This is a genomic window from Streptomyces xiaopingdaonensis, from assembly GCF_000262345.1.
GTDB lineage: Bacteria > Actinomycetota > Actinomycetes > Streptomycetales > Streptomycetaceae > Streptomyces > Streptomyces xiaopingdaonensis.
In genome coordinates this window covers 23,990-36,590 of record NZ_AJTQ01000035.1, presented here as the reverse complement: position 1 = coordinate 36,590, position 12,601 = coordinate 23,990, and the positions used below count along the sequence as shown (strand labels likewise).

The 12,601-nt window shown below is 73.1% G+C and carries 12 protein-coding genes and 1 riboswitch; of the genes, 3 read left to right on the top strand and 9 right to left on the bottom strand.

Annotated features, from left to right (window positions below; translation table 11 throughout):
- Positions 1–611 precede the first annotated feature (611 nt).
- From UWG_RS0102160 to UWG_RS0102120, 9 genes are all read right to left on the bottom strand, one after another.
- On the bottom strand, positions 612–1,049 hold the full coding sequence (locus UWG_RS0102160) for a PH domain-containing protein (RefSeq protein ID WP_016905561.1): 438 nt from the start codon (positions 1,047–1,049) through the stop codon (positions 612–614).
- Positions 1,050–1,113: 64 nt separating this feature from the next.
- Entirely contained in the window at positions 1,114–1,962 is an 849-nt protein-coding gene (gene hisG, locus UWG_RS0102155; RefSeq protein WP_016905560.1) for an ATP phosphoribosyltransferase, read from the bottom strand.
- Positions 1,963–2,088: 126 nt separating this feature from the next.
- Positions 2,089–2,361, bottom strand: coding sequence for a phosphoribosyl-ATP diphosphatase (locus UWG_RS0102150; RefSeq protein ID WP_016905559.1), 273 nt, complete (start codon positions 2,359–2,361; stop codon positions 2,089–2,091).
- A gap of 12 nt (positions 2,362–2,373) precedes the next feature.
- On the bottom strand, positions 2,374–2,880 hold the full coding sequence (ribH, locus tag UWG_RS0102145) for a 6,7-dimethyl-8-ribityllumazine synthase (RefSeq protein ID WP_016905558.1): 507 nt from the start codon (positions 2,878–2,880) through the stop codon (positions 2,374–2,376).
- Positions 2,881–2,926: 46 nt separating this feature from the next.
- Positions 2,927–4,294, bottom strand: a complete 1,368-nt coding sequence (locus tag UWG_RS0102140; protein ID WP_016905557.1) for a bifunctional 3,4-dihydroxy-2-butanone-4-phosphate synthase/GTP cyclohydrolase II — start codon at positions 4,292–4,294, stop codon at positions 2,927–2,929.
- Positions 4,291–4,968, bottom strand: coding sequence for a nicotinamide mononucleotide transporter family protein (locus UWG_RS0102135; protein WP_016905556.1), 678 nt, complete (start codon positions 4,966–4,968; stop codon positions 4,291–4,293). Before UWG_RS0102135 ends, UWG_RS0102140 begins: the two co-directional genes overlap by 4 nt.
- Positions 4,965–5,591 carry a riboflavin synthase gene (locus UWG_RS0102130; protein ID WP_016905555.1) on the bottom strand — a complete coding sequence of 209 codons (627 nt, stop codon included), beginning with the start codon at positions 5,589–5,591 and terminating at the stop codon, positions 4,965–4,967. The genes UWG_RS0102135 and UWG_RS0102130 overlap by 4 nt, the downstream gene beginning before the upstream one ends.
- Entirely contained in the window at positions 5,592–6,731 is a 1,140-nt protein-coding gene (gene ribD / locus UWG_RS0102125; RefSeq protein ID WP_050988489.1) for a bifunctional diaminohydroxyphosphoribosylaminopyrimidine deaminase/5-amino-6-(5-phosphoribosylamino)uracil reductase RibD, read from the bottom strand. It abuts the gene before it with no gap.
- 182 nt (positions 6,732–6,913) lie between these two features.
- Positions 6,914–7,044, bottom strand: a riboswitch (FMN riboswitch).
- A gap of 465 nt (positions 7,045–7,509) precedes the next feature.
- Positions 7,510–7,884 carry a MerR family transcriptional regulator gene (locus tag UWG_RS0102120; RefSeq protein WP_029391085.1) on the bottom strand — a complete coding sequence of 125 codons (375 nt, stop codon included), beginning with the start codon at positions 7,882–7,884 and terminating at the stop codon, positions 7,510–7,512.
- 72 nt (positions 7,885–7,956) lie between these two features.
- On the opposite strand from UWG_RS0102120, the gene UWG_RS0102115 reads away from it, so the two are divergent.
- The 3 genes from UWG_RS0102115 (at position 7,957) to UWG_RS0102105 (ending at position 12,015) form a co-directional block, all read left to right on the top strand.
- The gene (locus UWG_RS0102115) at positions 7,957–9,057 is read left to right on the top strand and encodes an alkene reductase (protein WP_016905552.1); all 1,101 of its coding nucleotides are present in this window, start codon (positions 7,957–7,959) and stop codon (positions 9,055–9,057) included.
- A 151-nt stretch (positions 9,058–9,208) separates the two neighbouring features.
- Entirely contained in the window at positions 9,209–10,426 is a 1,218-nt protein-coding gene (locus UWG_RS0102110; RefSeq protein WP_016905551.1) for an MFS transporter, read from the top strand.
- A 179-nt stretch (positions 10,427–10,605) separates the two neighbouring features.
- Positions 10,606–12,015 (top strand): uracil-xanthine permease family protein, encoded by a 1,410-nt coding sequence (locus UWG_RS0102105; RefSeq protein WP_016905550.1) that lies wholly within the window; start codon positions 10,606–10,608, stop codon positions 12,013–12,015.
- Positions 12,016–12,601: the final 586 nt, after the last annotated feature.

Below are 12,601 nucleotides of genomic sequence, written 5' to 3'. Positions count from 1 at the left end.
GGGCGGTCCGCACGGCGGCCGTGCGGACCGCCCCCGCGTGTGTCGACGGCCGGGTCGGACGGCCCGGGTGACGGGACGGACGACGACGGTGTTGATGCCGACGCCGTGCGGCTGGCGCACCGGCCAGACGACGGATTCCTGCTTCCGGGCGGATGGTGGAGGCTCGGACACGGTGGGCACGGGCCGGCCGATGGCGCCGCGTCAGGAGGACGCTGCATCGGGCGTCGGCGCATGCGCGTGGCTGCCGACAATCGATCCGGTACGACGGTCCTCCTCCGGATCGCGAGCAGTTGTGCCCGCACCGGCGAACCGGCCACCCGTGCCCGTGCGTTGGTCGTGCCGACGCCGAACGGGCCTACGGCGTCGGGCGGTTCGGCGCCCGGCGCTGGTGCCGGAGCCCTCGCTCTTCCGCGACGCGGGGCGGCGTCGCGCCGAGACCGAGCAGCGGACGCAGCGTCGGGACGCACCCTCCGTGTTCCCCCGTCAGCAGCGCCCCACGAGCTGCGTCCCGTTGCGCGCGCAGCCAACTCCCCGCATGCGACGCGTACTTCGACCCCGACCGCCACGGCCTCCGGCGTCCGCACCACGCGCTTCCGGCGGACGGCCCCGGCTCAGCCCGCGGCGCCGTGCCGCTCGGCGAGCTCCCGCAGCGCCTTCGCGTCACGGATCGCCTGCTCGCGCGCGATGCCGGGCTGGATGCCCATCGCCGGAAGACTCGTGCCGTCGGCGAGGTCGAGGAAGACCCACGGATCGCCGTTGCGAAGATGGACGGCGAGTACCTCGGGCCACTCCAGGCGGCGCCTGGTGGTGAGGTTGACGACGGTGACGCCGCCCTCGTCGGCCGTGACGTGCGGCCGTGCGAGGAACAGCGGCACCCCGAGGAAGCAGAGCGCCGTGAAGAAGAAACCGGACCGCTGTCCGCCGCTCATGTCGAGCATCAGCGCGACGACGACGATGACGGCGCACGCGGCGAGACCGAGCGCCAGCAGCAGTGCCCTGGTGCGGTGCGGCCGGAACGTGACGGGCAGCTGCGGTGACGGGCCAGTCATGGGCGGCTTCCCCCATCGAGGCGTGGTTGCGTGCGGGAGGTGCTTCGCGGCGTGCGTTCCGGACTCACAGCCGGCAGGCGTGGATGCCGGTGGTGAGGATGGCGCGGGCGCCGAGTTCGTAGAGGTCGTCCATGATCCGTTGGGCCTCCTTGGTGCGGACCATGGAGCGGACGGCTACCCAACCCTGGTCGTGGAGCGGCGAGATGGTCGGCGACTCCAGGCCCGGAGTGAGCGCGACCGCCTCCTCCAGGTGCTCGGCACGGATGTCGTAGTCCATCATCACGTACCGGCGGGCGACGAGGACGCCCTGCATACGCCGGAGGAACTGCTGTACCTTCGCCTCCTCCGCCTCGGATCCGCGGCCGCGGATCACCACCGCCTCGGAGTGCAGGATCGGCTCGCTGATGATCTCCAGTCCGGCGTTGCGGAGCGTGGTGCCCGTCTCCACGACGTCGGCGATGATCTCCGCGACGCCGAGCTGGATCGCGGTCTCCACGGCGCCGTCGAGGTGGACGACGGACGCGTCGACGCCCTCCCGCTCCAGGTGCTGCCTGACGATCCCGGAGAAGGAGGTCGCCACGGTCCTGCCGCCGAACTCGCTGACGTGCTTGGCGGTGCCGGGGAGCGTGGCGTACCGGAACGTCGAGCCGGCGAAGCCGAGTTCGAGGATCTCCTCGGCCTGCGCGCCGCTGTCCAGCAGGAGGTCGCGCCCGGTGATGCCGATGTCGAGGCGTCCAGAGCCGACGTAGACGGCGATGTCGCGGGGGCGGAGGAAGAAGAACTCGACCTCGTTCTCCGCGTCGACGAGGACGAGGTCCTTGCGGTCGGTCCGCTGCCGGTAGCCCGCCTCATGGAGCATCGCCGACGCAGGCTCGGAGAGTGAACCCTTGTTGGGGACGGCGATGCGCAGCATGGGGCGGGATTCCTTTGCTTCGACGGTTCTGTGCTTGGCGGTCGGGGCGCGGCGGCCGCGCCCGGTGGCCGACGGGTGCGCCTGGCGGCCCGTTGACCGGGGCCGCCGGAGGCGTTCCGGCGGCGGTCAGAGGTGAGCGTATACGTCGTCGAGGGAGACCCCCCTGGCGACCATGAGCACCTGGAGATGGTAGAGGAGCTGCGAGATCTCCTCCGCCGTGCGGTCCCCGCCCTCGTACTCGGCGGCCATCCACACCTCCGCCGCCTCCTCGACGACTTTCTTGCCGATCGAGTGGACGCCCTGGGAGACGAGCTCGGCGGTGCGCGAGGTGATCGGGTCGCCGGTGGCGGCCTTCTGCTGGAGCTCGGCGAAGAGCTCCTCGAATGTCTTGTTCGCCATGGTGATCCAAGCCTACGGGGTCGGCGGGGACGGCTGGCGCCAGGGTTCCGCGACGGTACGCAGCGTCGCCGCGGTGGCCACGGCGGCCGTGACAGCCTCGTACCCCTTGTCCTCGTGCGAGCCGGCGAGCCCCGCGCGGTCGAGCGCCTGCTCCTCGGTGTCGCAGGTGAGGACGCCGAAGCCGACGGGCACCCCGGTGTCGACCGAGACCTGGGTGAGGCCCTGCGTCACGCCCTGGCACACGTAGTCGAAGTGGGGTGTGCCGCCCTGGATGACGACGCCGAGCGCGACGACGGCGTCGTACCCGCGGTCGGCGACGACCTTGGCGACGACGGGGAGTTCGAAGCTCCCCGGCACCCGCAGCAGCGTCGGCTCGTCGATGCCGACCTCCCGCAGTGCGCGCAGCGCGCCGTCGACGAGCCCGGCCATGACCCGCTCGTGCCACTGGGCCGCGATCACGGCCACCCGGAGGTCTCCGCAGTTCTTGACGTTCAGTTCGGGTGCGCCCTTGCCGCTCACGTGGTGCCGCTCCTCGGTGTCGGTCCGTCGGTTACGGGTTGTCGGCTCACTGGCTGCCGCAGGCGGAGACGGCTTCGGCCTCCAGCCAGGGAAGTTCGTGGCCCATGCGGTCGCGCTTGGTGCGCAGGTAGGCGAGGTTGTGCTCGCCGGCCGCCACGGGCGCGGGCACCCTGCCGGTGACGGTGAGCCCGTGCCCCTCCAACGCGGCGACCTTGTCGGGGTTGTTGGTGATCAGCCGCAGGGAGCGTACGCCGAGGTCGGCGAGGATCTCGGCGGCCGAGGCGTAGTCCCGCGCGTCGGCCGGGAGACCGAGTTCGAGGTTGGCGTCGAGGGTGTCGCGGCCGCGCTCCTGGAGCGCGTACGCCCGCAGCTTGGAGAGGAGACCGATCCCGCGCCCCTCGTGCCCGCGCAGGTAGAGCACGACGCCGCGGCCCTCCTCCTGGACGCGCCGCATCGAGCCCTGGAGTTGGGGCCCGCAGTCGCAGCGCTGGGAGGCGAAGACGTCGCCCGTGAGGCACTCGGAGTGGACGCGCACGAGCGGGGCCTCGTCGATCTCGGCTGCCGGGTCCCCCGCGACGAGTGCGATGTGCTCGACGCCGTCGGGCGTGCGGTAGCCGTAGGCGCGGAACTCGCCGTGGGCGGTGGGGAGTCGGGTCTCGGCCTCGCGGACGACGCCGCCCGCGGGAACGGCGGTCTCGGGCAGCGCCGCCTGCGCCTCCTGCACCTCGGCCTCGTCCGGCGCGGCGTGGGGCGAGGAGCGGTGGGCGGCGAGGTCCGCGATGGAGACGAGGGTGAGGCCGTGCTTGCGTGCGAACGGCACCAGTTCGGGCAGGCGGAGCATGGCGCCGTCCTCGCCCGCGATCTCCACGATCGCGGCGGCGGGCCGCAGCCCGGCGAGCCTGACGAGGTCGACGCCTGCCTCGGTGTGCCCGGTGCGCTCCAGCACGCCGCCGTCGCGGGCGCGGAGCGGGAAGACGTGCCCTGGCCTGACGAAGTCCCTTGCCGCCGCCTCCGGGTCGGCGAGGAGCCGTATCGTCGCCGCGCGGTCGGCGGCCGAGATGCCGCTGGTCGTGCCGTGCTCGTGGGAGGCGTCGACGGAGACCGTGAAGGCCGTCCCCATCGACTCGGTGTTGTGCGCGACCATCTGCGGCAGGTCCAGCCGGTCCAGGTCGTCGGCCGCCATCGGCGTGCAGATCAGGCCGCGGCACTCGTTCATCATGAAGGCGACGAGCTCGGGCGTGACGAGCTCGGCCGCGACGACGAGGTCGCCCTCGTTCTCCCTGTCCTCGTCGTCGACGACGACCACGGGCAGCCCCGCCGCGATGTCGCGGACGGCCTGCTCGACGGGATCGAGCACGCTCTCCCCCGCGAGCGGGTCACCGGTCCGCGAGCGCGGTGCGGTCCTGCTGTTCATACGGAGGCTCCTTCCGAAGCGGCTGCGGGTGTCCGCTCGGGGAGCGGCGCGGCGGGGACACGGGTCCGCAGCCACCAGGAGCGCAGGCCCCACAGCACGAGCCCGAGGTAGACGACGTAGACGAGGCCGGAGAAGGCGAGCCCGCTGCTGAAGGCGAGCGGCACACCGACGACGTCGACGAGCAGCCAGGCGAACCAGAACTCCACGAGGCCGCGCGCCTGCGCGACCATCGCCGCGAGCGTCCCGACGAAGATGTACGCGTCGGGCCACGGGTTCCAGGAGAGTTCGGGCACGGAGGCGAAGAGCCAGCCGACGATTCCGGTCCCCACGGCGGTACCGGCGGCGAGGACGCCCCGCTCGCGCCAGGAGGCGAACCGCACGGCGAGCGAACCGTCCTGCGCCTGCCGCTTGCCGCGCTGCCACTGCCGCCAGCCCCACAGCGCGACGACGATCACGAGCAACTGCTTGCCGACGCCGCCCGAGAGCTGCGCCGAGGCGTAGGCGGCGACGAGGATGACGCCGGAGAGCAGCTGGGCCGGCCAGGTCAGCAGGGAGCGGCGCCAGCCGAGCGCGAGCGCGACCAGGCCGAGGGTGTTGCCGATCATGTCGGTCCAGATCACCTGCTGCCCGAAGGCGGTGAAGGCCGGGGAGTTGAGGGAGTCGAGGAGGCTCACTGCGCCGCTCCTGCCTGACCGAGCCGGGAGGCGGCGGCCGGATCGCCGAGGAGGCGCTCGACGTACTTGGCGAGGACGTCGACCTCCAGGTTGACGAGGTCCCCCGGCTCCTTGACGCCGAGAGTGGTGAGTTCGAGCGTCGTCGGGATGAGGCTCACCGTGAAGTGCTCGGCCCCCGCCTCGACGACGGTGAGGCTGATCCCGTCGACGGCGATCGACCCCTTCTCCACCACGTACCGCGACAGGTGGGCCGGCAGCGCGACGCCGACCGTGCCGTCCGGGGTGCGGCGGACGAGGGTGCCGGTGCCGTCGACGTGCCCCTGGACGAGGTGGCCGTCGAGCCGCCCGCCGAGCCGCATCGGGCGCTCCAGGTTGACGCGGGAGCCGACGGCGAGGGTTCCGAGTGCCGAGCGGTCGAGGGTCTCCGCGATGACGTCGGCGGTGAACTCGCCGTCGGCGAGCCCGGTGACGGTGAGGCAGACGCCGTTGACCGCGACGGAGTCTCCGTGCGCCGCGTCGGCGGTGACGGCCGGGCCGCGCATCCGGAGGCGGGCGCCGCCGCCCGCGTCCAGGGCCTCGACGGCGGTGACTTCGCCCAGTTCTTCGACGATTCCGGTGAACACTCAGAACTCCTCGTTGGCGGGGTGTACGGCGGGGGCCGCAGCGGTGGATGAGGGCTCCGGCGCGAGGGCGTCGGGGGCGGGGCGTGCGGTGAGGCGCAGGTCGGGGCCGAGGTGCTCGGTCTCGCCGAACGAGAGGCGCAGGGCCTGCGCGATGGTGCCGATCCCGGCGTCCGCGAGGGCGGCGGGGCCGGCGCCGAGGAGTGCGGGCGCGAGGTAGGCGACGATCTCGTCGACGCGGCCCTGCGCGACGAAGGCTCCGGCGAGTCCCGCGCCGCCTTCGAGCAGCACCCGGCGCACGTCCTGCGCGAAGAGCGCGGCGAGCAGCGCATCGAGGTCGAGCCCGCCTGCGGTGCGGGGCAGTCTGAGGAACTGGTGCCCGGAATCCTCGACGGCGGCGGCGAGGGCGCCGGCCTCGGCGTCCTCGGCGACGGCGACGAGCGTGGGCGCCGCGTCGTCGAGGACGCGGGCCTCCGCTCGTACCGCCGTGCCCTCGGTGTCGAGGACGACGCGGAGTGGCTGGACGGCTCCGGGGACGCCGCGGACCGCGAGATGCGGGTCGTCGCTGCGTGCCGTGCCGGAGCCGACGAGGACGGCGTCGGACCCGGCGCGGAGCCGGTGGACGTCGGCGCGGGCTTCGGACGAGGTGATCCAGCGGCTCGTGCCGTCGGCCGCCGCGGTGCGCCCGTCGAGGGTGGCAGCGAACTTCCAGGTGACGTACGGGAGTTGGCGGCGAACGGAGGTGAGCCAGGCGGCGTTGACGGCCGCCGCCTCGTCGGCGAGGAGGCCGCCCTCGGCGTGCACACCCGCGTCCCGCAGCGTGGCGGCGCCGCCGGCCGCGACGGGCGAGGGGTCGGCCACGGCGTAGACGACGCGGGAGACGCCCGCCTCGATCAGCGCCTGCGCGCAGGGCCCGGTGCGGCCGGTGTGGTTGCAGGGTTCGAGAGTGACGAGCGCGGTGCCGCCCCGTGCGTCGTCACCGGCTTCGGCGAGCGCGTGGACTTCGGCGTGCGGGCCGCCTGCACGCTGGTGCCAGCCCTCTCCGACGGTGCGTCCGTCGCGGTCGAGGACGACGCAGCCGACCACGGGGTTGGGGCTGGTGGAGCCGAGGCCACGGGCGGCGAGCGCGACGGCGCGGCGCATGGCGGCGGCCTCCGCCGAGCCTGCGGGCTCGCGCGGGCCGTCGGACGGTGCCGGGGTGGTCGCGTCCACCGGGTCCTCCTGCCTCTTCGGCATGGACTCCGGGGCGCTGCGGGAACGACGGGCGGAGTACGGCACCGATTCCGGCGCCCGAGCACGCCGTCGAGGACGGCGGACCCGCTCCGCCGCGCACTGCCTCCCATCCGGACTTTCACCGTCGGTCCAGGAATCTCACCTGGTCAACCGGCCGCTGGCAGCGGCCGGGTCGCGGACTGTAACCGCCGGTTCGGACTTTCACCGACCCCGGAGTGCGCTTGCGTATGTGACAACGCTCAGTCTGCCACGGGGATTCCACCGGTACACATACGGGCCCTGTGTGCTCACTCACAGCAGCGGACGAGCGCGTTCCGCAACTGCCGGTGCAACCCACACCGACGCACGGCCATCCACGGGGCGCGGGCCTTCCGTGCACGGGACGGCAGGGCTGTGCTGCCGGCGGCACCCGCTCTTCCGTCGGTGGAGGCGGAGTTGGGACAGCGGCGCGTGCGGCGTCCGGCGCGGGGCTGGACTTCCGTACGGTGACAGTCTGTTGCCGCAGGATGAGCGAACCTGTCACTCCTCCCGCGTCGACCGTTCGGCGGGCCGGATGCCGATGCCGTCCACCCGACGAGAGACGTCCTGCCGAACCGCACGGCCGTCCGGTGCAGGTCCGCTCCCAACTCGCCGATGGCGGAAGCCCGTTCGCCCGAGACAAGGAGAGTTCACCGCCGGAAGCGGGACTCTACGCGTTCCGTTCCTGCGACCCCGACGCCGAGGCGATCACCCCGTCCAGGAGGGAGCGGGAGCGCTGCAGGTCCTCGATCGTGCGGTCGATGCGCTCCCGCTCCCTAGTCAACTCGCGTACGAGGAAGGCGTCGGCGGTCTCGGAAGGGCCCCCGTCGCTGTCCCGCATGCAGGGCAGCAGCCGGGAGATCTTCACGCTGCACAGTCCGGCCGCGTACAGCTCCTGAATCCGCCGGACCCGGTCGACCGCACTCTCGGCGTACTCGCGGTGCCCGCCGGGGGTGCGGGATGCGGTGAGCAGGCCCTCCTGCTCGTAGTAGCGCAAAGAGCGCTCGCTCACCCCGGTGCGTCTGGCCAGTACACCGATACGCATGGCGCAGATCACATCCCTTCTGCCGGTTCAGCGCTTGATTCTGACATCGACGTCAAGTTCTACGGTAACCGCATGACCGAGCACACAGCCCCTTCCCGACTCCTCTCCCCCGCCCGTCTCGGCGCCCACGAATTGACCAACCGCCTGGTCATGGCGCCGATGACGCGCAACCGCGCGGAGAACGACGGCACCCCGACACCGCTTATGGCCGAGTACTACGCGCAGCGGGCCTCCGCCGGGTTGATCATCGCCGAGGCGTCGACGCCCAGCACGGTCGGCACCACCTACCCCCACATCACCGCGCTCCACACCGACGAGCACACCGCCGGCTGGCGGCAGGTGACCAAGGCCGTAGACGCCGCGGGCGGCGGTCCGATGTTCCTCCAGATCCAGCACGGCGGGCGCGTGGGCCACCCCGACACCAGCGGTCTGACCCCGCTCGCCCCGTCACCGATCCCGCTCCCCGAACCCGTCGTCACGCCGACCGGACGCCAGCCGGCCGTCACCCCGCGGGAGATGACGCACACCGACATCCGGCAGACCGTCCGCGACTTCGCCGCCACCGCGCGCCGTGCCCTCGACGCCGGTTTCGCGGGAGTTGAGGTGCACAGCGCCAACGGTTACCTCCTCCACCAGTTCCTCGCGCCCAACACCAATCACCGCACCGATGCCTACGGCGGCAGCGTCGAAGGCCGCATCCGCTTCACCACAGAGGTGGTCGACGCGATCGCGGAGGCGATCGGCGCCGACCGCACCGGCCTGCGCATCTCCCCCGGCAACGCCGTCAACGGCATCGACGACACCGACGCCGACCTCCTCTACCCGGCGCTGCTGGAGGCGAACGCGGGCAAGGGCCTCGCCTATCTCCACACCGCTTTCGCCGATCCGGCGCAGCCGCTCTTCGCCCGCCTGCGCGAAGGCTGGCCGGGCACCCTCATCGCGAACCCTGTCCTCCCGGCCGACCGCATCCCGGCGGACGGCGGCAGGGAGGCCGCGGAACGGCTCCTCGGCGCGGGCGCCGACCTCGTCGCGCTCGGCCGTCCGTTCCTCGCCAACCCCGACCTCGTCGAACGGATGCGCGCCGGGGCCCCCGTGAACGCCGTGCGGAGCAAGTACGCCATGTACACCGGCGGGCCCGTCGGCTACACCGACTACCCGGTGCTCGGCGGCTGAGGCGGACGAGCCTGCCAGCGGACCGACAGCCGTGCGCCGCACGCCGGTTCGGACGGCGTCCCGTTGGGAACGCTCTCCTCTCGGCGGCCGAGGCCGCCCCACTACCCGGCGGCGCACGGCCGCCGGGCGGCGACGAGCAGGAGTCCGGCGGATGGAGCAGGTGGCCCGGGCCCGGTGGGCGGTTGCCGCCGTCTTCGCCACCCACGGTGCGGCGAGCGGGAGCTTCGCCACACGGGTTCCGTGGATCAGGGAGCATCTCGTCCTCAGCCCCGGCTGGTTGGGGTTCGCGCTCGTCTTCATGACGGCGGGCAGCCTGGCCGCCATGCCCCTCGCCGCCGGCCTCACCCACCGCCTCGGACCGCGCGCGACGCTGCGCTGGCTCGCGCTGCTCTGCTTCGCCGGGTTGGCACTGCCGGCCCTGGCGCCCTCGCTCGGCTGGCTCTGCGGCGCGCTCTTCGTCTACGGATGCGGGCTCGGCCTCCTCGACGTCGCGATGAACGAGCAGGGCGTCAAGGTCGAGGAGCGGTACGGGCGTTCGGTGATGTCCAGCCTCCACGGGATGTGGAGCGTGGGGGCGCTGGCAGGCGGCGCGGTCGGCGCGCTCGCCGCGCACTTCGAGTCGGACGCACGCGTCCATCTGGCGCTCACGGCCCCCGTGTTGGCCGTCGCGGCGCTGGTGGCGGCGTCCTGGGTGCTCGGTTCCGCAGCGCGTCCGCACGGCGAACCGGCGAAGCGGCCACCGCACTTCGCGCTGCCGAGCCGCGGTGCCCTCGCGATCGGCGCCGTCGGCCTCTGCGGGGTCTTCGCCGAGGGCGCCTCGATGGACTGGTCCGGTATCTACCTGCGCGACGTCACCGGAGCCGCGCCCGGCCTCGCGGCCTCCGCCTACACGGCGTTCGCCTGCACGATGGCCGCGGCGCGGCTCGCGGGGGACGCGCTCGTCGCGCGGTTCGGCGCGGTGCGGACGGTGCGGACCGGCGGGGTGCTCGCGGCGCTCGGAGCCGGGCTCGTCGTCGTGGCGCGTACGCCGGGGCTCGCGGTAGCCGGGTTCGCGCTCGTCGGCGTCGGCATCGCCGTGGTGGTGCCGCTCTGCTTCGCGGCCGCGGGGCGCCTCGGCGGCGCGGCGCCGGGCCAGGCGATCGCGGGCGTCGCGACGCTCGCCTACGCGGCCGGGCTCGCCGCGCCGGCCGTCGTCGGCTGGATCGCGGAGACGACGTCGCTCTCCGCCTCCTTCGCCGTGGTGACGACGCTCGCGCTCGGCCTCGTCCTCGGCGCGGGGAGGCTCGGTGCCGGACAGCACGCAAGAACGGCGGCGCGCGCCGTGCCCGAACCGGAAGCCCGCCAATCGGCGCCCGAAGAGCAGAGCTGACACGGGCCGAAGGTCGCGCACCGGACGCGCGCTGCCCGCGGACGCCCCGGTAACACGGCCGAGACATCGGCGGGCAGGACGCGTGCCGGTCAGGCCGGAATTCGCCCCTTGCCGCGCCCGAACTAATATGCCCAGGCCATCCCCGGCACGAGACGGAACCACAGCGGTCAGGAGCGAGAATGAGCGGCGGACTCGGCGTGCGCTGGAAACTGCACGGCGACGGACGGGTTCCGGCCCCGGGGGCGGTCGTCCGTCCCGACGAGCGCCTCACCTGGCCGCGCACCGCCGGGCTGGGGGCGCAGCACGTCGTCGCCATGTTCGGGGCGAGCTTCGTGGCGCCCGTGCTCATGGGCCTCGACCCGAACCTCGCGATCATGATGTCCGGTGTCGCGACCATGATCTTCCTGCTGGCGACGCGCGGCCGCGTCCCCAGCTACCTCGGGTGCAGCCTCTCCTTCGTCGGCGTCGCCGCGGTGATCCGGGCCCAGGGCGGCGACGCGGCGACGATCACCGGCGCGATCCTCGTCGTGGGGGCGGTGCTCTTCCTCGTCGGCCTCGCGGTGAAGGCGTTCGGCGCGCGCATCGTCCACGTCTCGATGCCACCGGTGGTCACCGGTGCCGTCGTGATGCTGATCGGCTTCAACCTCGCGCCGGTGACGGCGAGTACGTACTGGCCGCAGGACCAGTGGACGGCCCTGCTGACGATGCTGCTCACCGGGTTCGCGGTGGTCTGCCTGCGCGGGTTCTGGTCGCGGATCGCGATCTTCCTCGGCCTCGTCGTCGGCTACCTCCTCTCCTGGGTCTTCGACCGCGCCTTCGGCAAGATCCACTCGCCGGACGCCACCGGTGAAACGGTCGACCACTGGCGGCTCGACCTCTCGGGCGTCGGCGACGCCGACTGGTTCGGGCTGCCGTCCTTCCACGGGCCCTCCTTCAGTTGGTCGGCGATCCTCGTCGCGCTCCCCGTGGTGATCGCGCTCATCGCCGAGAACACCGGGCACGTCAAGGCGGTCGGCGAGATGACCGGTGATCCGCTCGACGACAAGATGGGCACCGCGATCGCCGCCGACGGCGTCGGCAGCATGGTCTCGACCTCGGTCGGCGGCCCCGCCAACACCACGTACTCCGAGAACATCGGCGTCATGGCGGCGACCCGCGTGTACTCGACGGCCGCCTACTGGGCGGCGGCGGTCTTCGCGCTCCTCTTCGGCCTCTGCCCGAAGTTCGGCGCCGTCGTCGCGGCGATCCCCGGCGGCGTGCTCGGCGGCATCACCGTGATCCTCTACGGCATGATCGGCTTGCTCGGCGCCCAGATCTGGACGGCCAACAACGTCGACCTGCGCAACCCGCTCAACCTGGTGCCCGTCGCCGCGGGGATCATCATCGGCGTCGGCGGCGTGAGTCTGAAGATCAGTGACAACTTCGAGCTCAGCGGGATCGCCCTCGGCACGCTCGTCGTCATCACGGGGTACCACGCACTGCGCGCCCTGGCACCCGCCCATCTCAAGGGCCAGGAGCCCCTCCTCGACGAGGGCACCAGCAGCTACGACCCCGGGCGCGAGGAGGCGGGACCGCCGGAGAAGAGCTGAGGGCCGACTCCGGGCAGTGCGTGCGGTGTCGGCGCCCGGCCGCACGGCGCCCTGCCCCGACGGCCCTGCCCACCTCGGACTCTCCCCCTCGGGGAGAGACTGCGCGGTGAACGGGGTGAGTTCGACGGCCCCCTCCTCGCCGACGATCACCGTGCCGCCGGGGTAGGCAAGGCGCCGCCCGAACCCGTGGTTCTGCTCGAAGGCGAGACTCGTCCCGGCGCGCAGCACCATGCCGCCGAGCACGGTGGTTTTGTCGGCCACCGGAGGGTGGTTCCTCGTCCGGGGCAGGCGGCCGATGCCGCCGGGGAAGCCCGAGAGAGCGATCATCCCGTGGAGCGCGGGGCCGAACACCCGACCGCCCGCCCGCATCGCCTCGACGACGCCGCCGAACCTCCCTCCGGGACGCAGGGCCCGCAGCCCCGCCTCGTAGGCCGCACACGCGGGTCCCGCAGCGCGCTCCAGCTCCTCGGGAACCTCCCGAGCACGATCGTCACCTGATGCTGGGCGTGCCGGCCGCCGAAGCGGACGAACACCGGCTCATGGCCGGCGGCACCGACGGTTCCGCGCGCGAGTCCGAGCTCGGTGA

Bases quoted from the DNA above. Each gene is read 5' to 3' on its own strand.
- UWG_RS0102120 (WP_029391085.1), bottom strand. From the start codon at position 7,884: ATGCGTATCGGTGTACTGGCCAGACGCACCGGGGTGAGCGAGCGCTCT.
- UWG_RS0102105 (WP_016905550.1), top strand. From the start codon at position 10,606: ATGAGCGGCGGACTCGGCGTGCGCTGGAAACTGCACGGCGACGGACGG.
- UWG_RS0102160 (WP_016905561.1), bottom strand. From the start codon at position 1,049: ATGACTGGCCCGTCACCGCAGCTGCCCGTCACGTTCCGGCCGCACCGC.
- UWG_RS0102140 (WP_016905557.1), bottom strand. From the start codon at position 4,294: ATGAACAGCAGGACCGCACCGCGCTCGCGGACCGGTGACCCGCTCGCG.
- ribD (WP_050988489.1), bottom strand. From the start codon at position 6,731: ATGCGCCGCGCCGTCGCGCTCGCCGCCCGTGGCCTCGGCTCCACCAGC.
- UWG_RS0102110 (WP_016905551.1), top strand. From the start codon at position 9,209: ATGGAGCAGGTGGCCCGGGCCCGGTGGGCGGTTGCCGCCGTCTTCGCC.
- hisG (WP_016905560.1), bottom strand. From the start codon at position 1,962: ATGCTGCGCATCGCCGTCCCCAACAAGGGTTCACTCTCCGAGCCTGCG.
- UWG_RS0102115 (WP_016905552.1), top strand. From the start codon at position 7,957: ATGACCGAGCACACAGCCCCTTCCCGACTCCTCTCCCCCGCCCGTCTC.
- UWG_RS0102150 (WP_016905559.1), bottom strand. From the start codon at position 2,361: ATGGCGAACAAGACATTCGAGGAGCTCTTCGCCGAGCTCCAGCAGAAG.